This is a genomic window from Pseudomonas sp. 10C3 (assembly GCF_036346185.1).
Classification (GTDB): Bacteria; Pseudomonadota; Gammaproteobacteria; order Pseudomonadales; family Pseudomonadaceae; genus Aquipseudomonas.
Window position 1 is genome coordinate 125086 of the sequence record NZ_JASJVE010000002.1, and the last position, 25458, is coordinate 150543.

Genomic DNA, 25458 nt, shown 5'->3' on the forward strand with positions numbered 1-25458 from the left:
ACGTTTGTGTTCGTGCTGTGGCGACTCAACTGAGTTTGTCCGTCGGCCCGCGTTCGTTACCCGGCTGAAAGCGAGTGACGCTTTTGCGCAACCATTGCAGGAAACCGTTCTGGCCCACATCCAAGGGCTTATGCTGAATCATCGTCGCCCGAGCCTGCGCGCGGAAGCGTACCAACCCTGCCAGAGCCCCACGCAATTCACCGTGTTCTTCCAGCCAAGGCTCAACGTCTTTGCTTTCGATGCGATAGACCATGCAGTCGGTCATCGCACTGAAACGAGCGAGGCTGGCCGACTGGTCGACAATACCGGTTTCGCCAATCAGTTCGCCCGGCCCCATGCGCCCGACCTCAAGCCAGCCATCAGGCCGTTCAACAGCCGCCGTCACCACCCCAGACTCAATGATCAACAGCGCATCGGGAACGACACCTTGAGCGAGAATCACCGCGCCAACAGGGTACGAGCGCAAGTGCATGTGACGCTCGAGTTCGGCACGGTCTTCATCGCTGAGCATGCGCAGCACCCCTACCGTGTTGAGTACTGCTGACTGCCGCGTCGCAGGCTTGATCTGATCCTGACGCAGGGTTTCGGACGCCGCCAGCTGGCGATAGATCAAGTCATAGAGCTGGTTACTCACCGCGCTACAACGGTCCCTGGATTTGATGTAGCCGGTGATCTCATACTGCACGGAGCGTAAACCGGAGGCTTTGACCACGGCCCCGGCTTTGGGTTTTGCCAGCAGCTCACGGCAGCCCTGCAAGGCTTTCTCCAGCGAGTCCAGCACCAGGCTGGGACGCAAGCGTACTGGCAGCTCGACGGTCAGGGTCACGGAATGAAAGTGATCGGGGCGGCTGAAATTGACGATCCGGGTCTTGGCCGCCATCGCGTTGGGAATCACCGCCATGCTGCCTTCGGACGTCAGCAGATGGGTTGAGCGCCAATCAATTTCGATCACCTTACCTTCTATGTCGTCGACGCGAATCCAGTCATCGACCCTAAAGGGCTTGGTTGCGTTGAGCACGATCCCTGAAAATACGTCGCCCAGCGTGCTCTGCACTGCCAGACCGAGGATGATCGCCACCGCGCCCGACGTCGCCAGCAAGCCTTTGACTGGCAAATCGAGGATGTACGCGGCGGCAGCGACGACGGCGACCAGAAAGATGATCGCGCCCATCAGGTCTTGGAGCAAATGCCCCTTGCCACCGATCCGCGGTTCCAGAATCACCACCGCCAATACGGTCAGGGTTCGTGCGCCGTACAACCACCAGACAATAGCCAGTACGGTCGCCAGCGTGTGGCGCGGTGGCAGGACCGCATCGGGCACCGGAAACAGAGGGCTCAACCCGGCATCCAGCAATGCCATGCTGAACAACAGAAACAGGCCCAGCCGCACCGCCATCTTCCAGCGCACATGCCGTGGATCAACCCACTGCCAAAGGGTCAGGTCGATAATGATCAGCACCAAGGCACTGACCAGTGGGTAGGCAAACCACATGAAATCCATCGACTCACTCCTGACACATAGACCACTACAGGAGGCGAGCTTAGCCGATCGGTGTGTGCAGGGTAAGCACGTACTGCAGGCGCTGGCGGCCCTTAAATCGCGGTCACCCCGCCGTCCACCGCCAGCGCGTGGCCGGTGGTGAAGCTGGCGCCATCGCTGCACAGATAAAGCACGGCGCTGGCGATTTCTTCGACGGTGCCGACACGACCGACTGGGTGCATGACGGCCACGTATTCGGCTTTTTTCGGGTCGGCTTCATAGGCGCGACGGTACATGTCGGTGTCGATCACTGCAGGACAGACGGCGTTGACGCGAATTTTCTTCTTCGCATATTCAATCGCGGCTGATTTGGTCAGACCGATCACGGCATGCTTCGACGCACTGTAGATACTCATCTTTGGTGCAGCGCCAAGGCCAGCCACAGATGCGGTGTTGACGATGGCCCCACCGCCTTGGGCGAGCATCAGCGGCAATTGGTACTTCATGCACAACCAGACGCCTTTGACGTTGACGCCCATGATTGCATCGAACTCGGCTTCGCTGCCCTCGGCCAAGCGACCCTTTTCGATCTCGATGCCAGCATTATTGAAGGCATAGTCGACGCGGCCATACGTGCTCACTGCCTGCTCCATCAACTGGCGCACTTCAGCTTCCTTCGTGACGTTGCAGCGCACAAACACTGCATCGCCGCCCGCTGCACGAATCAATTCAACTGTGCCTTCCCCGCCTTCACTGTCCAGGTCTGCCACCACCACTTTCAGGCCCTGCTCAGCGAAGGCCAATGCGGTCGCGCGACCAATACCCGCAGCAGCGCCCGTGACCAAAGCCACCTGACCGGAAAAAGTCATGCTCATGTAATTGTCCCCTGACGGTTGAATAGTGATGCAGTCTAGCCATCCCCCACAGGCGTACGTCAGCACTATCAGAGACCCGGTTATGCACGTATGCGCCAGAGTGATTAAGCCCGTGGAGGCTCATCACCCAACTGGATCAGCCTGCATTCGCCAGACGGACAAACCTTGCCGGAACGGCGGCCAACGACTATCACGTAGGCTTGTTCTCCCTCCTTCCTGTCTAAAAGAGTGCCTGCCATGACTGCCCAGACCAACCGTCAATTCCTGCTCGCCAAGCGCCCTTCAGGGGCCGCGAGCCGCGACGACTTTACCTTCCAGCAAGTGCCTGTCGGCGAAGTGGCGGCAGGTCAGGTTATGGTCGAGAACGAATACCTGTCGCTGGACCCGGCCATGCGCGGCTGGATGAACGAAGGCAAGTCCTACATTGCGCCCGTCAATCTGGGTGACGTGATGCGCGCGTTGGGTGTAGGCAAAGTCATCGCCTCACAGGTCCCTGAGTTTGCCGTTGGTGATTACGTGCAGGGCGCACTGGGGGTGCAGGACTATTTTCTCGGTGAGCCCAAGGGTTTCTACAAAGTCGACCCGAAACTGGCACCACTGCCGCGTTATCTGTCCGCACTGGGCATGACCGGCATGACCGCTTATTTTGCCCTGCTGGACGTCGGCGCGCCGAAAGCCGGTGAGACTGTGGTGATTTCCGGGGCCGCAGGTGCAGTGGGCAGCGTTGCCGGGCAGATCGCCAAAATCAAAGGCTGCCGCGTAATCGGCATCGCCGGGGGCAAAGAAAAATGCCAGTCGCTGATTGATGAACTGGGTTTCGACGGCGCCATCGACTACAAGAATGAAGACGTCCACGCGGGCCTCAAACGTGAATGTCCGAAAGGCGTTGACGTGTATTTCGACAACGTCGGTGGCGATATCCTCGACGCCGTTCTTTCCCGCCTGGCGCCCAAAGCACGGGTGATCATCTGTGGCGCCATCAGCCAGTACAACAACAAGGAAGCGGTCAAAGGCCCGACCAACTACCTGTCATTGTTGGTGAACCGTGCGCGCATGGAAGGCTTCGTGGTCATGGACTACGCCCCCAAATTCGCCGCAGCCGGTCAGGAAATCGCCGGCTGGCTCGCTTCAGGCAAACTCAAAAGCAAGGAAGACATCGTCGAGGGTCTGGAGACTTTCCCCGAAACCCTGATGAAGCTGTTCAAGGGTGAAAACTTCGGGAAACTGGTGTTAAAGGTGTGATCGGAGGCGCCTGAACCGACGCCTCGCGAATAGCTTTTACGCCAACTCAGCCACGACCGCTGCCAGCGCTTTTGCCGGGTCGGCGGCCTGGCTGATGGGACGGCCGATGACCAGATAGTCGGAGCCGGCGTCCAGCGCCTGACGCGGTGTCAGGATGCGGCGTTGATCGTCCTGGGCGCTGCCTGCCGGACGAATGCCAGGGGTGACCAGTTTCAACGACGGATGGGCGGTCTTCAGGGCACGGGCTTCGAGTGCCGAGCACACCAGACCGTCCATACCGGCTTTTTCCGCCAACGCAGCCAGGCGCAGCACCTGCACCTGCGGTTCGACGTCCAGACCAATAGCCGCCAGATCTTCACGTTCCATGCTGGTCAGCACGGTGACACCAATCAGCAACGGTTTTGGCCCGCTACGCTGATCAAGCACTTCACGGCAGGCTGCCATCATGCGCAAACCGCCGGAGCAATGGACATTGACCATCCACACGCCCATTTCCGCAGCGGCCTTTACCGCCATCGCCGTGGTGTTGGGGATGTCGTGGAATTTCAGGTCAAGAAACACCTCGAAGCCCTTGTTGCGCAGGGTTTCGACGATGTCCGACGCACAGCTGGTAAACAATTCCTTACCGACTTTGACCCGGCACAGCTTCGGGTCCAACTGATCGGCCAGTTTCAACGCGGCGTCGCGGTTAGGGAAATCCAGGGCGACGATGATAGGAGTCTGGCAGGCGGACATGAGTAGGCTCTCAGGCAAGTCGAAATCGGCGCGTATTGTAGCCGAACCGACCCATTTTCGGGACCCAGTGATCGATAATTGATCCAGATCGCGCGCCCAGCCCTGAACAAACAGCATGCCGCTAACAAACCGGGCACAGGGCGCCTAGAATTGAACCACTGGCAATATAGATTGCTCAAAGTGATATCACTTCAAGGAGAGCCCTATGCCCTGGTATGCCTGGTTAATTCTGATAGTTGCAATTGGCTCGATCGTTGGCGGTCTATTGATGTTGCGCGATACCGCTACAAAGGTTGATTTGACCGATGAGCAACTCAAGCGCGTTCATGAACGCAACGCCGAGATGGATGCCAAAGACGCGAAGGACCGTTGACCCACGTGATTGTTTTCGCGGGTTTGCCTGCGAAAACAATGCGTCTCCTGTCTGATAGCGGGATTAGTGCGTTCCATACGCAGTCATCGAGTGATTGTTCTGTAGCGATGTGACCGCGATTCGATACGGCTGAAAAATCCTGAACATCTGCCCGTTATCACGAAGTTGCTGCAATAACTGGCTGAACTGCTCCCCCGTAATAGGTGCCTGCGGACGCAGCAAGGCGTAATGCCGATAAATCTGATCGACCCGCTCGGACACCAAAAACTGGCGGGCTTCATCATGATTACGCGCCATGAAATCGCTCAGGTACGAGCGCGTCACCAGAGCAATGTCAGCCCGTTCGCGCAGCACCATCAGCAAGTTGCTGTCATGGGAATACGTCAGCGTTGCGTTGTAGTGTTCGGCCAGGAATTTGGGTTCGGCATTGAAGTGGGCAAACGCATAGTGATAGCCACTGAACAAGGCCAGACGCTTGCCCTGCAAGTCATCGAAGTAGTTTTGTGTGCGCCCTTCTTCGCGCTTGGCGACGAAGATTTCAGCGTCTTCAAGGCCCATGTCGACATTGACGTGGGCAATATTCTTCCAGCCCCAATCCGGATTTTCGAAGATAGCCATGTCGAACCGGCCGTCCTGAAAATCACGAAAGCGACGTGGAATGGAGGTCGGCACGAGCAAAAACTGAAAGTCGCTTTGCGCCGCATTCAAGGCAATGACCAACTGCGGCAACAAACCGGTGTCTTCGCCTTTTTCGGGGTGAACAGTGTAAGGCGGAAAATGCGCCGCACCGATACGCACCAGCTGCACGGCACATGCCTCACTAGCCCATAACGTACTGATAGCCAAGAACAAAATTCGGTAAGCCGTCCGCAAAGGCAAAGACATCGACACAGCACACCTCAGGTAACCGGATGTGGATAAGCTATGCGTTTTCGGCCTGTTAGACAATATCAAAGTGATGTCAGTTCGAACGTGCCGGCAGGCTTCAACGTTATTTTAAAACCATGATCAGTGCTTCATCCGCCAACTGATCGAGGGTCATGCTGCCTTCAGCGCGAAACCAGGTCGTGGTCCACGACAAGGCGCCCGTTAGAAAACGCCGCGTGATAAATACATCGCCCTTGATATAGCCGGCCTCTTTTGCCTCTCCCAATACTTGCAGCCAGAGCTGCTCGTAGAGGTCGCGCAAGGCCAGTACGTGAACCTGTCCTTCTTCCGACAACGATCTCCATTCGTAGACCAGTACTGCCATGGCCTCGCCACTGCCACCCATAATCGATTGCAGCTCACAGCGAATCAGCGCTAGCACCCGCTCGCGCACAGTGTCCGCGTCGGCGAGCGCCGCGTGCATCAAAGCGGTGTTATAGCGGATGGTCTCTTCCATCACTGAGCGCAGGATTTCGTCCTTGCTTTTGAAGTGATGAAAGATACTTCCGGACTGAATGCCCACCGCGCCAGCCAAGTCCCGCACGGTGGTGCGTTCGTAGCCTTTGTTGCGAAACAGGTGAGCGGCCACCTGCAGTAGTTTGCCGCGAGCGCTGTCGGGATCGGTGATCTGCCCACCGTCCACCAACTCGCGCATCACCTTCAAAGCTTTTTGCTCGTCCACGGTGAGGTTCCTTTTGGAAGTTGGCATATGGCGCGCGCAATTTATGCCTGTGCGGCACACCAAGCAAGCGCTCGGGCGCCACGCAAAGCAATTATTTTAAACGAGGGCTTTCAAAACCAAGCGCTTGCTTGGTAGTCTCTGATGCACAGTCAATCGCCTACGAGGTCTGTCATGTCCAAAACCGTGCGCATCGGTTGCGCCAGCGCATTCTGGGGGGATACCTGCACGGCGGCCGCGCAACTGGTGGACGGCGGCGGACTGGACTATCTGGTGTTCGACTACCTGGCCGAGATCACCATGTCGCTGCTGGCCGGGGCCAGGATGAAAAATCCGGACGCGGGTTTCGCCACCGACTTCGTTGAAGTGCTCGCTCCACTGCTGCCAAAAATCGCTGAGCAGAAGATCAGGATCATCAGCAACGCGGGCGGGGTCAATCCCCTCGCCTGTGCCGCGGCCTTGCAAGCGGCCTGTCTGCACGCGGGGGTCAACCTGAAGATCGCTGTCCTGCTCGGCGATAATTTGCAGCCGCAGTTCAAGCACTTGAGTAGCGCGGGCGTTCACGAAATGTTCACTGGCGCGCCCCTGCCGCCGATGTGCGTGTCCATCAATGCGTATCTCGGTGCACCCGGCATTGTCGAAGCGCTGCGACTGGGCGCTGATATCGTCATCACCGGCAGAGTGGTCGACAGCGCAGTGGTCAGTGCAGCGCTGGTTCACGAGTTCGGCTGGTCCTGGCAAGATCACGACAAACTGGCCCAAGCCGCCCTCGCCGGCCACATCATCGAGTGCGGCGCACAGTGCACCGGCGGCAACTTCACTGATTGGCAGGACGTGCCAGACTACGAACATATCGGCTTTCCGATCATTGAAGTCAGGGCTGACAGCCACTTCATTGTCAGTAAACCCGCCGGCTCCGGGGGGTTGATCTCACCGTTGAGCGTCGGCGAACAGTTGCTCTACGAAATCGGCGACCCCCGGGCCTACCTGTTGCCTGATGTGGTATGCGACTTCACCCACGTCCGACTCAAGCAAGTAGGCGACAACCAGGTCAGCGTCGAGGGTGCTCGCGGCTTCGCGCCCAGCGGCCAATACAAGGTCAGCGCAACGTACCCGGACGGTTTCCGCTGCACTGCCAGTTGCCTGATCGCCGGAATCGACGCGGTAAAAAAAGCCGAGCGCGTCGGCCAGGCGATTATCAACAAAACCAAAGAGTTGTTCAGCCAGCGCGGCTGGCCACCCTACAGCGAAGTGAACATCGAACTGCTGGGCAGCGAAGCCACCTACGGCCCCCACGGCCAACGGCACGACACTCGCGAAGTGGTGATCAAACTGGCGGTGCGTCACCCCGAAAAACAAGCGTTGATCCTGTTCTCCCGCGAGATCGCACAGGCCGCCACAGGCATGGCGCCGGGGCTCACAGGCATCGTTGGCGGTCGGCCCACGGTCTATCCGGTCATTCGCCTGTTCTCATTCCTGATCGACAAGTCCGCCTGCCGCCTGGAAATCGACATCGACGGCCAGCGCAGTCTTTTCGAGCTGCCGCCCCAGCAGAGGTTCGACCCAAGCGCACTGCCCCTGGACCTGCAACCACCACAACCTCATGGGCGTGCCGATGCCAGTGTTCCCTTGGTGAAACTGGCGGTGGCGCGCTCCGGTGACAAAGGCAACCACAGTAATATCGGGGTCATGGCGCGACGCCCGGAGTTCCTGCCGTGGATCGCCGAAACCCTGAGCAGCGCAGTGGTCGTGGACTGGATGAGCCATGTCCTCGACCCGGTTCATGGTCGGGTCGAGCGCTGGTATCTCCCCGGCAGCCACAGCCTGAATTTCCTCCTGGAAAACGCCCTCGGCGGTGGCGGAGTCGCCAGCCTGCGTATCGACCCACAGGGCAAAGCGTTCGCTCAGCAACTGCTGGAAATCCAGATCCCGGTGCCGCAAAGCATTGCCGATCAGGTCAATGGCCAGCAACGCCCGTAAACCGATCCGAACTCAAAATAAGAAGGGGTGATACATGGCATACGATTCGGTCTTCAGACCCGACTTGTTCCGCGGGCAGACTCATATCGTCACCGGTGGTGGCAGCGGTATCGGCCGTTGCACCGCCCATGAGTTGGCAGCCCTTGGCGCCCATGTGGTGTTGGTCGGGCGCAAGCAGGCGAAACTCGAGCAGGTGAGCGCCGAGATCACCGAAGACGGAGGCCAGGTCAGTTGGCAGGTGTGCGACATCCGCGAAGAAGATCGGGTCAAGGCGCTGATCACTCAGGTGGTTGCCGAGCACGGGCCGATTCATGGGCTGGTCAACAACGCCGGCGGCCAATACCCCGCCCCACTGGCCTCGATCAATCAGAAGGGTTTCGAAACCGTGATGCGCACCAATCTGGTCGGTGGTTTCCTGATGGCGCGCGAGGTATTCAATCAATCCATGAGCCGGCACGGTGGCGCCATCGTCAACATGCTCGCCGACATGTGGGGCGGAATGCCCGGCATGGGCCATTCCGGTGCCGCCCGTTCAGGCATGGAAAACCTCACCAAAACCGCTGCGGTTGAATGGGCTTATGCAGGAGTCCGCGTCAACGCCGTGGCCCCAGGGTGGATAGCATCCAGCGGCATGGATACGTATGAAGGTGCGTTCAAGGCAGTAATTCCCACCTTGCGCGAGCATGTACCGCTCAAGCGCATTGGCACCGAATCCGAGGTCAGCGCGGCGATTGTTTTTTTGCTCAGCCCCGGGGCGGCGTTCATCAGCGGCAGCACCCTGCGCATTGATGGTGCCGCGAGCCTTGGCAGTCGCGCCTGGCCATTGCACAAGGCGCAGAACAGCGAGTCGTATAACGGCTTTCATCGCGCCTATCTGCCCGATGTCTTGAAGGACAAGGAGTAGCGCATGCCGATGATTGAATCGCAGCTCGATTGCCACAGCACGAGCTTTGCTCAGAACCGCGAGGCCATGCTGGCGAGTATCGCGCAGGTGCGACAACTTGAACGGGTGCTGTTGGACAAAGCCCTTGAAGCCAAGCCCAAGTTCGACAAGCGAGGCCAGCTGTTGCCCCGCGAACGCCTGAACCTGTTGCTTGATCCCGGCGCGCCGTTTCTCGAACTGGCTTCACTCGCTGGCTACAAACTGCATGACGACAAGGACGGCAGTCAGGCCGGTGGCGGGCTGATTGCCGGCATCGGTTATGTGTCCGGGGTGCGTGTGCTGGTGGTCGCCAATAACAGCGCTATCCGGGGGGGCACTATTTCCCCCAGCGGCCTGAAAAAATCCCTGCGCCTGCAACAGATCGCCATGGAAAACAAACTGCCGGTGGTGACCCTGGCCGAAAGCGGCGGCGCCAATCTCAACTATGCGGCGGAGATTTTCGTCGAGGGTGCGCGAGGGTTTGCCAATCAGGCGCGGATGTCGGCCATGGGCTTGCCGCAAATCACCGTGGTGCACGGCTCCTCCACGGCTGGCGGCGCTTATCAGCCAGGACTGTCGGATTACGTGGTGGTGGTGCGCGGCAAGGCCAAACTGTTTCTCGCCGGTCCGCCGTTGCTCAAGGCGGCGACCGGAGAAATTGCGACTGATGAAGAGCTGGGCGGTGCAGAGATGCACGCGCAAATTGCCGGCACCGCAGAGTACTTGGCGGAAAACGACGCCGATGGCCTGCGCATCGTGCGCGAAATCATCGCCCTGCTGCCGTGGAATGCCCAGTTGCCGATGCGTGCGCGTCCGGCTTATCAAGCACCGCGCTACCCCATTGACGAGCTGCTTGGGCTGATCCCCCACGACCCGAAAAAGCCCTATGACGTGCGTGAAATCATTGCCCGCCTGGCCGATGGTTCGGTATTCCTCGAATTCAAAGGCGAATACGACCAGCAAACCGTCTGCGGTCATTTGCAGATTGAAGGCCAGCCCTGCGGGTTTATCGGCAACAACGGGCCGATCACGCCCAAAGGCGCGAGCAAGGCCGCACAATTCATTCAGCTGTGCGACCAAAGCCAGACGCCGCTACTGTTCTTCCACAACACCACCGGTTTCATGGTCGGTACCGAGTCCGAACAACACGGCGTGATCAAGCATGGGGCGAAGATGATTCAGGCCGTGGCGAATGCCAGGGTGCCGAAACTGACCATCGTGGTCGGTGGCTCCTACGGCGCAGGCAACTACGCCATGTGCGGCCGAGGACTGGACCCGCGCTTTATCTTTGCCTGGCCCAACAGCCGAACCGCAGTGATGGGCGGAGCCCAGGCCGGCAAGGTGTTGCGCATCGTCACCGAGGCCAAACACATCAAAGCCGGACTCGACCCGGACCCGAAGATGCTCGACATGCTGGAACAGGTGACCGCACAGAAGCTCGACAGTCAGTCCGGGGCGCTGTACGGCACGGCCAGCCTGTGGGATGACGGCCTGATCGACCCTCGCGATACCCGAACCTTGCTCGGTTATCTGCTGGATATTTGTCAGGAAGCGGCGGTGAGACCACTGCAACCGAATAGTTTCGGCGTGGCGCGATTCTGATGTTGAACCCGTAGGCGATTTCCAAAGGAGAACAATAAAAATGATCTTCACCCAGGAACACGAAGCACTGCGGCGCACCGTGCGTAATTTTGTCGACAAGGAGATCAATCCGCACGTCGATGAATGGGAAAAAGCGGGCCGTTTCCCGATCCATGAGCTGTTCAAGAAAGCCGGCGAACTGGGTCTATTGGGCATTTCCAAACCCGAACAGTTTGGTGGTATGGGCCTGGATTACAGCTACTCCATCGTCGCCGCCGAAGAGTTTGGCACCATCCACTGCGGCGGCATCCCGATGTCCATCGGCGTGCAGACCGACATGTGCACCCCTGCGCTGGCGCGCTTCGGCTCCGATGAGTTGCGCGAAGAATTCCTGCGCCCGGCCATCTCCGGCGAACAGGTCGGCTGTATTGGCGTATCCGAAGTCGGCGCTGGCTCCGATGTCGCAGGGCTCAAGACCAGCGCGAAGAAAGACGGCACCGACTACGTGATCAATGGCAGCAAAATGTGGATCACCAACGCTCCGAGCGCGGACTTCATTTGCTTGCTGGCCAACACTTCGGACGACAAAGCCCATGTAAACAAGTCACTGATCATGGTGCCTATGAACAGCCCCGGCATCAGCCTCAGCCCACACCTGGACAAGCTCGGCATGCGCAGCTCGGAAACCGCCCAGGTGTTTTTCGATAACGTACGCGTCCCCCAACGCAACCGCATCGGTCACGAAGGTGCAGGGTTCATGATGCAAATGCTGCAGTTCCAGGAAGAGCGTCTATTCGGTGCCGCCAACATGATCAAGGGCCTGGAATACTGCGTCGACAGCACCATCGAGTACTGTCGCGAGCGCAAAACGTTCGGCAACGCGCTGATCGACAATCAGGTGATCCACTTCCGCCTGGCCGAACTGCAAACCGAAATCGAATGCCTGCGAGCCCTGGTCTATCAGGCGACCGAGCAGTACGTGAAGGGCCGCGACGTGACCAAACTGGCATCGATGGCCAAACTCAAGGCCGGACGACTGGGCCGCGAAGTCAGCGACAGTTGCCTGCAATATTGGGGCGGCATGGGTTTCATGTGGGACAACCCTGTTTCTCGCGCTTATCGCGATGTGCGCCTGGTGTCGATTGGCGGCGGCGCCGACGAAATCATGCTCGGGATTATCTGCAAACTGATGAACATCCTGCCCGGTAAAAAAGCATGAGCCTGTTACCCGCGTGCCACACGCTGCTGCTGAACAGCCACGGTGGCGTGCTGCACATCACCCTTAATCGGCCCGAGAGCCGCAACGCCATGAGCCTGCAAATGGTCGGTGAACTGCGCGCCGTGCTGGCCGGGGTGCGTGAAGACCCGCAAGTGCGGGCGCTGGTGCTGTGCGGTGCCGGCGGGCATTTCTGCGCCGGTGGCGACATCAGGGACATGGCCAACGCCCGAGGCCAAGGCGCCGAGGCTTACAAGGCATTGAGTCGCGCATTTGGCGCGCTGCTGGAAGAAGCGGAAAAAGCCCCGCAGGTGGTGGTCGCGGTGCTGGAAGGCGCGGTGCTGGGTGGCGGCTTTGGCCTGGCCTGCGTCAGCGACGTCGCCATTGCCCATCATCAGGCGCAATTCGGTCTGCCAGAAACCAGCCTCGGCCTGATCCCGGCGCAAATCGCCCCGTTCGTGGTCAAGCGCATCGGCCTGACTCAGACCCGGCGCCTGGCGCTGACCGCCGCACGCTTTGATGGCGAAGAAGCCGGACGCCTGGGGCTGGTGCACTTTGTTGAGCGCGACGCGCACGCCATGGCCGAACGCTTGAGCGATGTGTTGGAGCAGGTCTTGCGCTGTGCACCCGGCGCGAATGCCACGACCAAAGCCTTGTTGCTGGCCACCGCTGATGTGCCGCTCGGCGCCCTGCTGGATCAGGCGGCCGAAGCGTTCAGCACTGCAATCGTCGGCACCGAAGGTGTAGAAGGCACGCTGGCTTTCGTGCAAAAACGCGAACCCGTATGGGCGAAAAGCAGCTTCTAGCCCCCAGAACAAAGGATGCCACGAATGCCAGCCTTCAACAAAATCCTCATCGCCAACCGCGGCGAAATTGCCTGCCGTGTTTTGCACACGGCACACCGTCTGGGCTATCGCACCGTGGCCGTGTTCAGCGAAGCGGATGCGCACGCACGCCACGTGCAGCTGGCGGACGAAGCAGTGTGCATCGGCCCGGCACAGGTGCAGCAGTCGTACCTGAACATCGAAGCGATCATCGACGCAGCCAGACGCACGGGCGCCGATGCAATTCATCCCGGTTATGGTTTTTTGTCAGAGAACGCTGATTTTGCCCTGGCCTGCGCAGCGGCGAGTCTGGTCTTCATCGGTCCCAGCGCGGAAGCGATCGAGCTGATGGGCAGCAAGCGCCTGTCCAAACTGGCGATGATCGAGGCCGGAGTGCCGTGTATCGCTGGCTATCAAGGCGCTGAGCAGGATGATGCCAGCCTCGGCCGCGAAGCTGAACGGATTGGCTACCCACTGATGATCAAAGCCAGCGCCGGTGGCGGTGGCCGGGGCATGCGCCTGGTGGAAAAGGCCCAACACCTGCTCGAACACCTGCGCACCGCACGGTCGGAAGCGCAAAACGCTTTCGGCTCCAGCGAACTGATTCTCGAGCAGGCGCTGATCAGACCGCGTCACGTGGAAATGCAGATCTTCGGCGACAGCCACGGCAATCTGGTTTACCTCGGCGAACGTGACTGCTCGGTGCAACGTCGGCATCAGAAGATCATCGAAGAAGCACCCTGCCCGATCATGACCCCGGAGCTGCGCGCCGCCATGGGCGCCGCAGCGTTACAGGCCGCCAGCGCAGTACATTACGTCGGCGCGGGCACCGTCGAGTTTCTGCTTGATCAGCGTGGGCGGTTCTACTTTCTGGAAATGAACACGCGCTTGCAGGTCGAACACCCGGTGACCGAAATGATCACCGGCCAAGATCTGGTCGCCTGGCAGATTCAAGTGGCGGCAGGCGATCCCTTACCGCTGCGTCAGGAGCAGATCCAACCCCTGGGTCACGCGATGGAAGTGCGGCTTTACGCCGAGGACCCGGCGCAGGGTTTCATGCCGCAGACCGGCCAGATCGTGCACTGGCAACCCGCGCTGTGTGACGGTGTACGTGTCGATCATGGGGTACTGGAAGGTCAGCACGTCAGCCCGTTCTATGACCCGATGCTGGGCAAAATCATCGCCCACGGCGCCACACGTGAAGAGGCCCGACGCAAGCTGTTGCGAGCCGTGGAAGATTGCGTACTGTTGGGCATCAACAGCAACCAGCAATTGCTGGCCTCTCTGCTGAAACACCCGCAGTTCGTCGCGGGCGCTGTCAGCACCGGTTTTATCGGCGATCACTTCACCGACGCTCCTTGCCTGCACCCTCATTCGCCCACCGCCATTGAACTGGCGATGGCTGCGGCCTTGTTTTATCTCGCCTCGGCCAAGACACATCCCGCCCAGCGTACAGGCTGGGGCAATAGCGCCACAGGCCCGTCACACTATCGATTGGGACATGGCGAACACACATTCGCCGTGGAGCTGAGTCCGAACGCTGAGCGCCTGGACGTGCTGGTGGCGGAAACGCTGATCAGCCTGCACGTGCTTGATACCGACGGCCGCCGGGCGAATGTCGAGGTCGAGGGTGTGCGTCGTCGGTATGCCTATCATCTGGACGCCGACGTGCTCTGGCTGCACAGCAACTCAAGCAATCTACACGTACTCGACCTGACCCACGCCCTTGTCAAAGGCCAGATCAACGTTCACTCAGGCACCCTGAAAGCGCCCATGGACGGCGCGATTGTCGATGTACTGGTCAGCGAAGGGGCGACCGTCAGCCGCGGCCAATTGTTGCTGGTGCTCGAAGCCATGAAGATGGAACACCCGCTCAAGGCCGGAATCGACGGGGTCATTCGTCGTCTGCACGTGATTCAAGGTGATCAGGTAAAAAACCGCCAGGTGTTGCTGGAGGTCGCGCCATTGGACGTAGCAGGCTGATTGTGTCTACGCTCAACTCACCTTAGCGCTGTTTGATCGGAGTTTGATATGCCGCACTGGCTGGTGATTGATCTGGAAGCCACAACAGAGGACGGCGGCTGGCCATTGGCCGAGATGGAGATCATTGAGATCGGCGTGAGCCTGGTCAATCAGGACGGCCGGGAGCTGGATCACTTCGAGCGCTTCGTGCGGCCTTTGCGCCGTCCGCAGCTGACCCGCTTTTGCCGGGAGCTGACGCACATCAGCCAGGTCAATATCGACAATGCTGCGCCGTTGACCAGCGTCTGGCCGCAGTTCGAACGCTGGCTCAGCCATCACCTGCCACGCCTGGAAGGGTGGGCCAGTTGGGGTGAGTATGATCGCCGGCAACTGGAGCAGGAATGGCAGCAGCAACAACTGACCAGCGCCTTGAGCACCCTGCCCCACATCAACCTCAAACAACGTTTTATCGAGGCCCGCAAACTGCAACGTCCACTGGGCTTGAACGGCGCGTTACAACTGGCCGGCATGCAGTTCAACGGGCAACAGCACCGGGCGCTGGTCGACGCACGCAATACAGCGCGACTCCTGCCACTGATACTTCCGACGTGATGAGTAGCCTGCCAACATGACGCCTTTTTTAAAGCGGATGACGGCCTTTTATACGTTCGGCATACTGAGCGATCTTTTGTAACCCTTATCTTCGAGGAATCGCCCATGTTTAAAGTCAACGAATACTTCGACGGCACCGTAAAATCGATTGCGTTCCGTCAGGCGGAAGGCGATGCCACGATCGGCGTCATGGCGGCGGGCAAATACGAATTCGGTACCAGCAAGCGTGAAATCATGCACGTCATCTCCGGCGCCTTGAAAGTCAAACTGCCGGACAGCGACGTGTGGGAAACCTTCACGTCCGGCAGCCAGTTCAATGTACCGGCCAACAGCAAATTCAATCTGGAAGTGCTGGAAGACAGCGCTTATCTGTGTGAATACCGCTGAGTCACGCGTGATCGAGTGATGCTCCGCGTCACCTTTTCAAACCACCGCCTCCTGATGTGCATTGAACTGCAACGCTGCTAGCCGTGCATACAGCGGGCTGCTCGCGATCAGTTGGTGGTGGGTGCCGACCGCAATCAAACGCCCCTGATCGATCACCGCAATACGGTCGGCGTTTTGTACCGTGGCCAGGCGGTGGGCAATCACCAGCGTCGTGCGGCCTTTCATCAAACTCGGCAGGGCTTGCTGAATCAGGTGCTCGCTCTGAGCATCCAGCGCGCTGGTCGCCTCATCTAACAACAGAATCGGCGCATCGACCAACAACGCTCGGGCAATGGCCAGACGTTGACGCTGGCCGCCAGACAGCCCAAGCCCGCCATCGCCCAGATGGGTCTGATAGCCTTCGGGCATCTGCAAAATGAATTCATGAGCATGGGCGATCCTCGCGGCGGCCTGAACTTGCTCGTCAGTTGCGTCGGGATTGCCGTAGCGGATGTTCTCTTCGACACTGCCAAAAAACAGCGCGGGTGTTTGCGAAACCATGGCAAAACAGCGTCGCAAGTCCAGTGGATCAAGCTGGGTAATCGGCAACCCTTCGACCAGAATACGCCCCGTTTGCGGGTCGTAAAAACGCAGCAGCAGATCGAACAATGTCGACTTTCCCGCACCTGAAGGCCCCACCAGTGCCAGGGTTTCGCCCGGTTCGATGCTCAAGCTAAAACCATCGATAGCGTTACGCTCTGGCCGTGACGGGTACGCAAAACTTACGTCTTCGAGGGTCAGGCGCCCACTGACCCGCTCCGGCAGATGCAGCAGATCACTGACCGGCGGCTCGATCTCACTGGGCGCCTGCAGCAGCTCGGCAATCCGCTCAGCCGCACCCGCCGCGCGCTGCAACTCGCCAATGACTTCACTCAGGGTGCCAAAGGCGCTGCCAACGATCAGGCTATAGAAAACGAACGCTGCCAGCTCTCCCCCTGAAATACGCCCGGCAATCACGTCCATACCGCCCACCCACAGCATCACCCCCACGGCGCCCAATACCAGAACGATGACCAGGGTGATCAGCCATGAACGCTGCAAAATGCGTTTGCGGGCGGTGTCGAACGCCTCTTCCGCGGTCACCGCGAAACGTTGTTTGTCCTGCTGCTGATGGTTGTAGGCCTGCACGGTTTTGATCTGGCCCAATGCTTCTGCGACATAACTGCCGACATCGGCAATCCGGTCCTGGCTCAAGCGCGACAGGCTGCGCACCCGACGGCCGAAAATCAGAATCGGGGCAACCACCAGCGGCAGGGCCACGACCACGATGCTGGTGAGCTTGGGGTTGGTGAAAAACAACAAAAAAATGCCGCCGATGACCATCAGCAGGTTGCGCAGGAACATCGATAACGACGAACCAATCACCGACTGCAATAACGTGGTGTCGGCGGTCAACCGCGACTGAATTTCCGAGCTACGGTTGTTTTCATAAAAGCCTGGATGCAGGTTGATCAGGTGATTGAACACCTGCTTGCGGATATCGGCCACCACCCGTTCGCCAATCCATGACACCAGGTAGAACCGGGCAAAAGTGCCAACCGCGAGCCCCACCACCAGCAGCAGAAAGAACTCAATCGAACGGTTGAGCAACTGCGGCGACTGGGTCATGAACCCCTGATCCACCAACAGACGAATGCCTTGGCCCATGGACAAGGTGATGCCAGCAGTCACGATCAAGGCCAGCAAAGCGCCCAGTGACTGCCAGCTATACGGCGCGATAAAACGCACGGCCAGACGAATGGCATTGCGCTGGCGACTGGAAAACACTGAAACCATGGAGGTGACCTGCCTGCCGAAAAGACTTGAGTCAAAGAGCCTACACCTGCGGCGCGGGCGAATCCCTCGATAACGTTGCCTGCGCTGAAATGAACCAGGGCAGTGACGCCGGGTCAGCGTTGATATGTCGTCGTTCTATAAGGGTTAGACAGTTTTGATCTAACGCCATGCTGGCAGTTTTTAATCATTTCTGCTGGACTTGGGCTGCCGTTTGAATGCGCGGAAGGAATGTCACGGCGCGGTCATCAAGCGGGTTTACTTTGAAGCGCACAACCTGATGAGGAGACAGGCCATGAGCTTGCAAAACAGCACCAATCACGTACCGGTCGTTCGAGCTACCCCAACCTTGCCTGTCGGGGGCGCGATTCTTGATAAGGATGGACGCGAGATCCTGATCACCGAAGAGATGGTTCAGGTCGCGTGTCAAGAATGCGACAAACATTGGGTCAAACCCGTAAAACAAGATTGATGCTGCACAGTTTTTTTAAACCCGGCCTTGGTGCCGGGTTTTTTCTGCCTGCGATATCGATGTTTCCACAGGGTTTGTGATTTAAACCAATACCGCACCCAATGCCGTCACGACCCGCTGCAATTGCGGCGACTCACCCAGGATATTCACGGCCAGCCCTTCGATTTCACGACGAGCAGGGTAGTGTTTGCGTAACGCATCAAACGCCAGACGACGACTGTTTGTATCGCCAATCAGGCTGCGGCGAAAGTCTGCGTCGTCGCGGCGCAGGTCATAGACCCCACGGCACAGCATAGCCAGTGCCCAGGCTGGATCACTGTTGGCATTCAGGCTGACCTGCGCCAGCCAAGGTTTTGGCAACAAGCTGTCCAGGCTGATACGCGGTGTTTGCCCCAGGTATGCGCAAAACGCCTGATAGATCTGCGCCGTTCCGCGCTGCCTGCCATCAAGGCTGTAACCGGCGATGTGCGGCGTGGCCAGGACACACAAGTCAGCCAGCACGACATCCACCTGCGGCTCGCCTTCCCAGACATCAAGCACCGCTTGCAGGTCTTCGCGCTCAAGCAACACCTCACGCAAGGCCGCGTTATCGACGACCGCACCCCGGCTGGCGTTGATCAACCAACTGCCGGGCTTGAGCTGCTGCAAACGCGAATGATCGAACAGATGCCAGGTCGGTTGATCACCCGCCTTGCTCAGCGGCGTGTGCAGGCTGATCACATCGCAGTGCTCGAGCACCTGTTCAAGGCTGACAAAGTCGCCGCCTTCTGCCGCCTGACGGGGCGGATCGCAGACCCGCACATTCCAGCCTAGCCCGCGCAACACCTTGACCAGTCGCCCGCCTACCTCACCGGCACCAACCACGCCATAGGTGCGCTGAGTCAGATCAACGCCTTCGATCTCCGCCAGGGTCAGCAAACTGCCCAGCACGTAGTCGACTACCCCACGCGCGTTGCAACCGGGGGCGCTGGACCATTGAATTCCGGCCTCCTGAAAGTAATCCAGATCCAGGTGATCGGTGCCGATGGTACACGTCCCGACGAAACGCACCGGGCTGCCCTCGAGCAGTGCCCGATCAACCTGGGTCACCGAGCGCACCAGCAATACGTCGGCATCCGCAACGGCGGCGCGGTCGAGCGAGCGTCCTGGCAGACGGCGGATGTCACCGTACTGGGCAAAAAAGGCATCGAGCAGCGGTATATTTTCGTCGGCAACAATTCGCATGATGAGCTCCTGAGGTCGGCGGCAGTGTAGGCGCTAGGCCCCTCACTAGGCCAGTCATGGTCTTGCACAACTTCGATTCCTGACTCTTGTGTCAAGAGTGTAGAATGGCCGGCTTTCTGCGTCAGCTTCTGGATTTATTGTGAACTCTGCAACAACACGCTCCCCCGCCTTGACCCGTCCGGCGAGGGTACGCCTGGAACTGCGCACGCTGCTGGCGTTGGCGCTACCGATCATGATCGGGCAGTTGGCCTACACCGCCATGGGCTTCGTCGATGCCGTGATGGCCGGCAGTGTCGGCCCGCGAGATCTGGCCGCCGTGGCCTTGGGCAACTCGATCTGGGTCCCGGTTTACCTGTTGATGACCGGGATCCTGTTGGCAACCACGCCCAAGGTTGCACAGCATCATGGTGCGGGTCATACCGCAGAAATCGGCGCGTTGGTGCGTCAGGCATTGTGGCTGGCGTTGGCGGTCGGACTGATCGCGTCGGCGTTATTGCTGAGCGCCGAACCGGTACTGCACCTGATGAAAGTCGACCCGGTGTTGATCGAACCCTGCATGCAATACCTGCGAGGGATTGCCAGCGGTCTGCCCGCTACAGCACTGTTCTACGTGCTTCGCTGCTTCAGCGACGGCCTGGGCCGAACCCGACCAAGCATGGTGCTCGGCCTGTGCGGTCTGGCACTGAATATTCCGCTGAATTACATCTTCATCTATGGTCATTTCGGCATGCCAGCCTTGGGCGGTGTCGGTTGTGGCTGGGCCACGGCCATTGTGATGTGGGCCATTTTACTGGGCATGACCGGCTGGGTGCGGCGCGCAGTGGTATACAAAGCCAGCGAAGTGTTCAGCCGTTTCGAGTGGCCGCAATGGGCCGCGATCAAGCGCCTGGTCGATATCGGCCTGCCCATTGGCATCGCCGTGTTCGCGGAGTCGAGCATTTTTGCAGTGATTGCACTGCTGATCGGCAGCCTCGGTTCCAACGTGGTGGCAGGGCATCAAATCGCCCTGAACTTCAGCTCGCTGGTGTTCATGATCCCCTTCTCGCTGGGCATGGCCGTGACCGTGCGCGTCGGCCAGGCATTAGGGCGTAACCAGCCTCGGGAAGCGCGCTTCACGGCCGGGGTCGGGATGGCGACAGCCTTGGCCTATGCGTGCTTTTCGGCCAGCTTGATGATGCTCTCGCGTGAGTACATCGCGACGATCTATACGGCCGACCCGGTGGTGATCAAGATGGCTGCGTCGCTGATTGTGTTTGCTGCTTTGTTCCAGTTTTCGGACGCAATCCAAGTCACCGCCGCGGGTGCCCTGCGTGGTTATCAAGACACTCGCGTGACGATGATCCTGACCTTGTTCGCGTACTGGGGGATTGGTCTGCCCGTGGGTTATGCCTTGGGCCTGACCGACCTGCTCGGTGCCGCCAGTGGCCCAGCCGGCCTGTGGCAAGGGCTGATCGTCGGCCTGACCTGCGCAGCACTGATGCTCTCGATCCGCCTGACCGGCAGCGCGCGCAAGCGGATTCGGATCAGTTCAAACGCTTGAAAGCCGGCCGAATTTGTAATCGCAGGCGGTTACACATCAATCGAGCTTTTTGCGAATCCAGTACAGGTAAGTGCCGCCGTCTGCCTGTTGCTCGACCAGTTCATGCCCGAGAAACACGCAAAACTTGGGGATATCGCGACGGGTCGATGGATCCGTGGCGATGACTTTGAGCAAACCACCCGCCTGCAGGTCCCGAACCTTTTGGTGCAACATCATCACCGGTTCCGGGCAATTAAGGCCGCTGGCGTCGAGGATAGCGTCAACCGGCAAGGTATCGATGGGTTCAGACATAAAACACTCCAAAAACAGGCGGCCATTGTCGCTCAATTCATTTGATTCAGCCAAACCCTGTGGAAACCCACAGGGCTAATTCAACGCCGCTTGCCATCCAGACGCCGCAGATGGCACGTCACTTCTTCACGGTCGTGGTACAGCTGCTTGCAGCCGATTTCGACCCTGATGCCCCGCGCCTCGAAGCCTTCTTCAATGCGCAGCAGCAAGCGCCGCACTTCGGCATAACGCTGCTTCATCGGCAACTTCAAATTAACCACCGCCTCGCGACACAAGCCTTCGCCCAGCCAGGTCTCCAGCAACGCAGCGTTGCGCGCAGGCTTCTCGACAATATCGCAGACCATCCAGTCCACCGGATGACGCGGTTTGAAGGTAAAACCGTCCGCCATCAAATGCTGCACGAGCCCGGTGTCCATCAAGCTTTCGGCCATGGGACCGTTGTCGATGGCCGTTACCAGCATGCCGCGCCGGACCAATTGATAGGTCCAGCCACCCGGTGCGGCCCCCAGATCGACGGCGGTCATCTCGCCAGACAAGCGCTCATCCCACTGATCGCGGGGGATGAAGTGGTGCCAGGCTTCTTCCAGTTTCAAGGTCGAACGGCTAGGCGACTCCCGGGGGAACTTCAGGCGCGGAATACCCATGGGCCACATCGCCGAGTTGTCCGCGTCGGCCATCCCGAGAAATACTTCGCGTCCACTTTTGAAGGTCAGCAGCAGTCGCGGTTTATTCGCGTCTTCCACCAGCTTGCCGGCTTGGGTCAACGCCTTGCGCAAAGGTGCTTCGAATTTGCGACAGAAGTTCGACAACTCTTTGCCATCATTGGTATCGACCACCTCCAGCCACAGACTGCCACAGGTCGGGAAGTTCGCGAGCTGAGCCAGAATCACGCTGATGCGGTCGGTTTCCGGCAAATCGAGAAAAACGCCACGCGCCCATTGCCGGGGAAAGATCAACTGAGCGAAGCGCTGCCCTTTCATCAAGCGCTCGGCGCCATCGTCTTCGGTACAGACGAACTCGGCACAGGCGGCGTTGGTTTTGGCTTTGGCGTAACCCGCCACGTTCAGACGGGCAGCGTGCTCGGCGATCTCGGAACAGACTTCACCTTCGAAGCCTGGCCGGCAGTGCATAAACAGGGTGTTCATTCAATTCTCCTGGGCAGCGGCGAGACATTCAGCCACTGCGCGGCGCTCGGGGTCAGCCCCAACGCTTAAAACCGGCGCATGATAGCGGAATCAGGAACCACTGGCTCCGCTCTGCGGTCCAGTAATACTCATGTCATTAGCCAGAACCACCAATCAGAGCTAGTTTTAGATTCTGCTCGATTCCCTGGTCCGTACCGTGCGGACTCGTAAAGGAGTTATTTCATGCCCTCCCTCGATAGCCTGAAAAGCCTCAAAACACTAGAAGTCGACACTAAGACCTACCACTATTTCAGCTTGCCGGAAGCCGCTAAATATCTCGGCGACCTGAGCAAGCTGCCGATGTCGCTCAAGGTGCTGCTGGAAAACCTGCTGCGCTGGGAAGACAACAAGACTGTCACCGGCGCCGACCTCAAGGCCATGGCTGCCTGGCTCACCGCGCGACGCTCGGATCGCGAGATTCAATACCGCCCGGCGCGGGTGCTGATGCAAGACTTTACCGGCGTGCCAGCAGTGGTCGATCTGGCCGCGATGCGCGCGGCCGTCGCCAAGGCCGGTGGAGACCCTCAGCGCATCAACCCGCTGTCCCCGGTGGACCTGGTGATTGACCACTCGGTAATGGTCGACAAATTCGGCGATGCCAGCGCTTTTGGCCAGAACGTCGACATCGAAATGCAGCGCAACGGCGAGCGTTATGCCTTTCTACGGTGGGGCCAGAACGCGTTCGACAACTTCAGCGTGGTGCCGCCGGGCACCGGAATCTGTCACCAGGTCAACTTGGAATACCTCGGGCGCACGGTCTGGACCAAGGATGAAGATGGCCGCACCTACGCCTTCCCCGACACCTTGGTTGGGACCGACTCCCACACCACCATGATCAACGGCCTCGGCATACTTGGCTGGGGCGTCGGCGGGATCGAGGCGGAGGCCGCGATGCTCGGCCAACCGGTGTCGATGCTGATTCCTGAAGTGATCGGCTTCAAGCTGATCGGCAAGCTCAAAGAAGGCATCACCGCCACCGATCTGGTGCTGACCGTCACCCAAATGCTGCGTAAAAAAGGTGTAGTCGGTAAGTTCGTCGAGTTTTATGGCGACGGACTGGCGGACCTGCCATTGGCTGACCGCGCCACCATCGCCAACATGGCCCCGGAATATGGCGCCACCTGCGGCTTCTTCCCCGTAGACGATGTAACCCTGGATTACTTGCGCCTGTCCGGCCGCCCGACCGAGACCGTGAAACTGGTGGAGGCCTACAGCAAAGCGCAAGGCTTGTGGCGCCTGGCCGGTCAAGAACCGGTATTCACCGACAGCCTGGAATTGGATATGGGCAGCGTCGAAGCCAGTCTCGCCGGGCCGAAGCGTCCACAGGACCGAGTCTCACTGCCGAATGTTGCTCAAGCATTCACCGATTTCCTCGGCCTGCAAATCAAACCCAACGGCAAGGAAGAAGGCCGCCTGGAAAGCGAGGGCGGCGGCGGTGTTGCCGTTGGCAGCGCGGACCTGATCGGTGAAGCGGACTACGAACACGAAGGTCAGACCTATCGGCTAAAAAATGGCGCAGTGGTAATCGCCGCGATTACCTCCTGCACCAATACATCCAACCCCAGCGTGATGATGGCTGCCGGGCTGGTGGCGAAAAAAGCGGTAGAAAAAGGACTGACCTGCAAGCCTTGGGTCAAGACCTCGCTGGCACCCGGCTCGAAAGTGGTCACCGACTACTACAAGGCCGCAGGTCTGAACCAGTACCTCGATAAACTGGGCTTTGATCTGGTCGGTTATGGTTGCACCACCTGTATCGGTAACTCCGGGCCACTGCGCGAGCCTATCGAGAAAGCCATTCAACAGTCAGACCTGACCGTCGCGTCAGTCCTGTCCGGCAACCGCAACTTCGAGGGCCGTGTGCATCCGCTAGTAAAAACCAACTGGCTGGCCTCCCCGCCGCTGGTAGTGGCTTACGCCTTGGCCGGCACCGTACGTATCGATATCAGCAGCGAGCCGCTGGGCAACGGCTCGGATGGCAAGCCGGTTTACTTGCGCGATATCTGGCCCAGCCAGAAGGAAATCGCCAAGGCGGTGGAAAACGTCAACACCAGCATGTTTCACAAAGAATATGCCGAGGTATTCGCCGGTGACGCGCAATGGCAAGCCATTGCAGTACCGCAGGCAGCAACGTATGTCTGGCAGTCTGACTCCACCTACATCAAGCACCCGCCTTTTTTTGACGGTATCGACGGCCCTCCGCCCGTGGTCGAGGATGTAGCTGGCGCACGCATCCTGGCGCTACTCGGCGACTCGGTGACCACCGACCACATCTCCCCCGCAGGCAATATCAAGGCCGATAGCCCCGCAGGCCACTACTTGAGCGAAAAAGGCGTAGAGCCAAGGGACTACAACTCCTACGGCTCTCGTCGCGGCAACCATGAAGTCATGATGCGCGGCACCTTCGCCAACATCCGCATCCACAACGAAATGCTCGGAGGCGAAGAAGGAGGCAACACCCTCTATGTGCCGACCGGCGAAAAACTGTCGATTTACGATGCGGCCATGCGTTATCAAGCCGACGGCACGCCGCTGGTGGTGATCGCAGGGCAAGAATATGGCACGGGCTCAAGCCGTGACTGGGCGGCCAAAGGCACCAACCTGTTGGGGGTCAAAGCCGTGATTGCCGAAAGCTTCGAGCGGATTCACCGCTCCAATCTGGTGGGCATGGGCGTATTGCCGCTGCAGTTCAAGAACGGTCAGAGCCGCAAAACGATGAAGCTGACCGGCAACGAAAAAATCGACATCACTGGCCTGACCAAGACCGAACTGCAACCGGGAATGAGTTTGAAACTGAACATCACCCGTAACGACGGCAGCCAGGAAACCCTCGACGTGCTTTGCCGGATCGACACGCTGAATGAGGTTGAATACTTCAAGGCTGGAGGGATTTTGCACTACGTGCTGCGCCAGCTGATTGCTTCGTAGCTGAACAGTCCTATTAGCAGGAAGACGCCTGGCGGTAACCCTGCTTTATAGAACACATCACGTGACTGATTGCGCTCCGTCTTCAATGGGGCGCAATCGCTCGGTAATCCTTCTTTCAGAAGCTCCTTACGGAAAAACTGGAATCCCCCTCCCCTAATCATCAGAAATATCCTTGCTGCGTCTGACAGGCTTGCGCACCATTCAGCGGTAGAATC

22 protein-coding genes are annotated in these 25458 nt (G+C 59.1%); 13 read left to right on the forward strand and 9 right to left on the reverse strand.

Features of this window, described 5'->3' with window-relative positions; all coding sequences use genetic code 11:
- Positions 1-25: 25 nt before the first annotated feature.
- Both QN399_RS02420 and QN399_RS02425 read right to left on the reverse strand, forming a co-directional pair.
- Positions 26-1501, reverse strand: coding sequence for a mechanosensitive ion channel family protein (locus tag QN399_RS02420; RefSeq protein WP_330200506.1), 1476 nt, complete (start codon positions 1499-1501; stop codon positions 26-28).
- Between the two features lie 92 nt (positions 1502-1593).
- Positions 1594-2355: an SDR family oxidoreductase gene (locus QN399_RS02425; protein ID WP_322215600.1), complete on the reverse strand. Its 762-nt coding sequence runs from the start codon at positions 2353-2355 to the stop codon at positions 1594-1596.
- Between the two features lie 237 nt (positions 2356-2592).
- On the opposite strand from QN399_RS02425, the gene QN399_RS02430 reads away from it, so the two are divergent.
- Positions 2593-3597, forward strand: coding sequence for an NADP-dependent oxidoreductase (locus QN399_RS02430; protein ID WP_322215597.1), 1005 nt, complete (start codon positions 2593-2595; stop codon positions 3595-3597).
- A gap of 36 nt (positions 3598-3633) precedes the next feature.
- Here the strand turns inward: QN399_RS02430 and pyrF are convergent, their stop codons facing one another.
- Positions 3634-4332: an orotidine-5'-phosphate decarboxylase gene (pyrF, locus tag QN399_RS02435; protein ID WP_322179855.1), complete on the reverse strand. Its 699-nt coding sequence runs from the start codon at positions 4330-4332 to the stop codon at positions 3634-3636.
- 205 nt (positions 4333-4537) lie between these two features.
- On the opposite strand from pyrF, the gene QN399_RS02440 reads away from it, so the two are divergent.
- Positions 4538-4705 (forward strand): DUF2897 family protein, encoded by a 168-nt coding sequence (locus tag QN399_RS02440; protein ID WP_219060556.1) that lies wholly within the window; start codon positions 4538-4540, stop codon positions 4703-4705.
- A 63-nt stretch (positions 4706-4768) separates the two neighbouring features.
- On the opposite strand, the gene QN399_RS02445 is transcribed toward QN399_RS02440, so the two are convergent.
- Together QN399_RS02445 and QN399_RS02450 are read right to left on the reverse strand one after the other, a co-directional pair.
- The gene (locus QN399_RS02445; RefSeq protein ID WP_322179856.1) at positions 4769-5590 is read right to left on the reverse strand and encodes a transporter substrate-binding domain-containing protein; all 822 of its coding nucleotides are present in this window, start codon (positions 5588-5590) and stop codon (positions 4769-4771) included.
- 106 nt (positions 5591-5696) lie between these two features.
- Positions 5697-6314: a TetR/AcrR family transcriptional regulator gene (locus QN399_RS02450; RefSeq protein WP_322179857.1), complete on the reverse strand. Its 618-nt coding sequence runs from the start codon at positions 6312-6314 to the stop codon at positions 5697-5699.
- Positions 6315-6485: 171 nt separating this feature from the next.
- On the opposite strand from QN399_RS02450, the gene QN399_RS02455 reads away from it, so the two are divergent.
- The 8 genes from QN399_RS02455 to QN399_RS02490 all read left to right on the forward strand — a co-directional run bounded on the left by QN399_RS02455 (position 6486) and on the right by QN399_RS02490 (position 15795).
- Positions 6486-8291, forward strand: coding sequence for an acyclic terpene utilization AtuA family protein (locus QN399_RS02455; RefSeq protein WP_322215594.1), 1806 nt, complete (start codon positions 6486-6488; stop codon positions 8289-8291).
- 34 nt (positions 8292-8325) lie between these two features.
- Positions 8326-9195, forward strand: coding sequence for an SDR family oxidoreductase (locus QN399_RS02460; protein ID WP_322215592.1), 870 nt, complete (start codon positions 8326-8328; stop codon positions 9193-9195).
- Between the two features lie 3 nt (positions 9196-9198).
- Positions 9199-10815: a geranyl-CoA carboxylase subunit beta gene (gene atuC, locus QN399_RS02465; protein WP_322179861.1), complete on the forward strand. Its 1617-nt coding sequence runs from the start codon at positions 9199-9201 to the stop codon at positions 10813-10815.
- Between the two features lie 40 nt (positions 10816-10855).
- Entirely contained in the window at positions 10856-12013 is a 1158-nt protein-coding gene (gene atuD / locus QN399_RS02470) for a citronellyl-CoA dehydrogenase (protein ID WP_322179862.1), read from the forward strand.
- A complete protein-coding gene (locus tag QN399_RS02475) occupies positions 12010-12816 on the forward strand; it encodes an enoyl-CoA hydratase-related protein (protein ID WP_322179863.1) in 807 nt (268 codons plus the stop codon). Before atuD ends, QN399_RS02475 begins: the two co-directional genes overlap by 4 nt.
- A 24-nt stretch (positions 12817-12840) precedes the next feature.
- Positions 12841-14817, forward strand: a complete 1977-nt coding sequence (locus tag QN399_RS02480) for an acetyl/propionyl/methylcrotonyl-CoA carboxylase subunit alpha (protein ID WP_330200507.1) — start codon at positions 12841-12843, stop codon at positions 14815-14817.
- 48 nt (positions 14818-14865) lie between these two features.
- Positions 14866-15408 carry an exonuclease domain-containing protein gene (locus QN399_RS02485; protein WP_219060547.1) on the forward strand — a complete coding sequence of 181 codons (543 nt, stop codon included), beginning with the start codon at positions 14866-14868 and terminating at the stop codon, positions 15406-15408.
- Between the two features lie 105 nt (positions 15409-15513).
- Entirely contained in the window at positions 15514-15795 is a 282-nt protein-coding gene (locus tag QN399_RS02490) for a pyrimidine/purine nucleoside phosphorylase (protein WP_219060546.1), read from the forward strand.
- A 36-nt stretch (positions 15796-15831) separates the two neighbouring features.
- Here the strand turns inward: QN399_RS02490 and QN399_RS02495 are convergent, their stop codons facing one another.
- Positions 15832-17610 carry an ABC transporter transmembrane domain-containing protein gene (locus tag QN399_RS02495; RefSeq protein WP_322215581.1) on the reverse strand — a complete coding sequence of 593 codons (1779 nt, stop codon included), beginning with the start codon at positions 17608-17610 and terminating at the stop codon, positions 15832-15834.
- 292 nt (positions 17611-17902) lie between these two features.
- Between QN399_RS02495 and QN399_RS02500 the strand changes: the two genes are divergently transcribed.
- Positions 17903-18079 (forward strand): PA1571 family protein, encoded by a 177-nt coding sequence (locus tag QN399_RS02500; protein WP_219060544.1) that lies wholly within the window; start codon positions 17903-17905, stop codon positions 18077-18079.
- An 81-nt stretch (positions 18080-18160) separates the two neighbouring features.
- Here QN399_RS02500 and pdxB read toward each other — a convergent pair whose 3' ends face one another.
- Complete coding sequence (gene pdxB / locus QN399_RS02505; RefSeq protein WP_330200508.1) at positions 18161-19303, reverse strand: 4-phosphoerythronate dehydrogenase PdxB; 1143 nt, start codon at positions 19301-19303, stop codon at positions 18161-18163.
- Between the two features lie 139 nt (positions 19304-19442).
- On the opposite strand from pdxB, the gene QN399_RS02510 reads away from it, so the two are divergent.
- Positions 19443-20843 carry an MATE family efflux transporter gene (locus QN399_RS02510; RefSeq protein ID WP_322179867.1) on the forward strand — a complete coding sequence of 467 codons (1401 nt, stop codon included), beginning with the start codon at positions 19443-19445 and terminating at the stop codon, positions 20841-20843.
- A gap of 36 nt (positions 20844-20879) precedes the next feature.
- On the opposite strand, the gene tusA is transcribed toward QN399_RS02510, so the two are convergent.
- Both tusA and rlmM read right to left on the reverse strand, forming a co-directional pair.
- The gene (tusA, locus tag QN399_RS02515; RefSeq protein ID WP_219060542.1) at positions 20880-21134 is read right to left on the reverse strand and encodes a sulfurtransferase TusA; all 255 of its coding nucleotides are present in this window, start codon (positions 21132-21134) and stop codon (positions 20880-20882) included.
- 80 nt (positions 21135-21214) lie between these two features.
- A complete protein-coding gene (gene rlmM, locus QN399_RS02520; RefSeq protein ID WP_322179868.1) occupies positions 21215-22279 on the reverse strand; it encodes a 23S rRNA (cytidine(2498)-2'-O)-methyltransferase RlmM in 1065 nt (354 codons plus the stop codon).
- A gap of 222 nt (positions 22280-22501) precedes the next feature.
- On the opposite strand from rlmM, the gene acnA reads away from it, so the two are divergent.
- Positions 22502-25243 carry an aconitate hydratase AcnA gene (gene acnA / locus QN399_RS02525; protein ID WP_330200509.1) on the forward strand — a complete coding sequence of 914 codons (2742 nt, stop codon included), beginning with the start codon at positions 22502-22504 and terminating at the stop codon, positions 25241-25243.
- Positions 25244-25458: the final 215 nt, after the last annotated feature.

Coding starts and splice junctions, on each gene's coding strand:
- QN399_RS02420 (WP_330200506.1), bottom strand. CDS start 1,501: ATGGATTTCATGTGGTTTGCCTACCCACTGGTCAGTGCCTTGGTGCTG.
- QN399_RS02425 (WP_322215600.1), bottom strand. CDS start 2,355: ATGAGCATGACTTTTTCCGGTCAGGTGGCTTTGGTCACGGGCGCTGCT.
- QN399_RS02430 (WP_322215597.1), top strand. CDS start 2,593: ATGACTGCCCAGACCAACCGTCAATTCCTGCTCGCCAAGCGCCCTTCA.
- pyrF (WP_322179855.1), bottom strand. CDS start 4,332: ATGTCCGCCTGCCAGACTCCTATCATCGTCGCCCTGGATTTCCCTAAC.
- QN399_RS02440 (WP_219060556.1), top strand. CDS start 4,538: ATGCCCTGGTATGCCTGGTTAATTCTGATAGTTGCAATTGGCTCGATC.
- QN399_RS02445 (WP_322179856.1), bottom strand. CDS start 5,590: ATGTCTTTGCCTTTGCGGACGGCTTACCGAATTTTGTTCTTGGCTATC.
- QN399_RS02455 (WP_322215594.1), top strand. CDS start 6,486: ATGTCCAAAACCGTGCGCATCGGTTGCGCCAGCGCATTCTGGGGGGAT.
- QN399_RS02460 (WP_322215592.1), top strand. CDS start 8,326: ATGGCATACGATTCGGTCTTCAGACCCGACTTGTTCCGCGGGCAGACT.
- atuC (WP_322179861.1), top strand. CDS start 9,199: ATGCCGATGATTGAATCGCAGCTCGATTGCCACAGCACGAGCTTTGCT.
- atuD (WP_322179862.1), top strand. CDS start 10,856: ATGATCTTCACCCAGGAACACGAAGCACTGCGGCGCACCGTGCGTAAT.
- QN399_RS02475 (WP_322179863.1), top strand. CDS start 12,010: ATGAGCCTGTTACCCGCGTGCCACACGCTGCTGCTGAACAGCCACGGT.
- QN399_RS02480 (WP_330200507.1), top strand. CDS start 12,841: ATGCCAGCCTTCAACAAAATCCTCATCGCCAACCGCGGCGAAATTGCC.
- QN399_RS02485 (WP_219060547.1), top strand. CDS start 14,866: ATGCCGCACTGGCTGGTGATTGATCTGGAAGCCACAACAGAGGACGGC.
- QN399_RS02490 (WP_219060546.1), top strand. CDS start 15,514: ATGTTTAAAGTCAACGAATACTTCGACGGCACCGTAAAATCGATTGCG.
- QN399_RS02495 (WP_322215581.1), bottom strand. CDS start 17,610: ATGGTTTCAGTGTTTTCCAGTCGCCAGCGCAATGCCATTCGTCTGGCC.
- QN399_RS02500 (WP_219060544.1), top strand. CDS start 17,903: ATGAGCTTGCAAAACAGCACCAATCACGTACCGGTCGTTCGAGCTACC.
- pdxB (WP_330200508.1), bottom strand. CDS start 19,303: ATGCGAATTGTTGCCGACGAAAATATACCGCTGCTCGATGCCTTTTTT.
- tusA (WP_219060542.1), bottom strand. CDS start 21,134: ATGTCTGAACCCATCGATACCTTGCCGGTTGACGCTATCCTCGACGCC.
- rlmM (WP_322179868.1), bottom strand. CDS start 22,279: ATGAACACCCTGTTTATGCACTGCCGGCCAGGCTTCGAAGGTGAAGTC.
- acnA (WP_330200509.1), top strand. CDS start 22,502: ATGCCCTCCCTCGATAGCCTGAAAAGCCTCAAAACACTAGAAGTCGAC.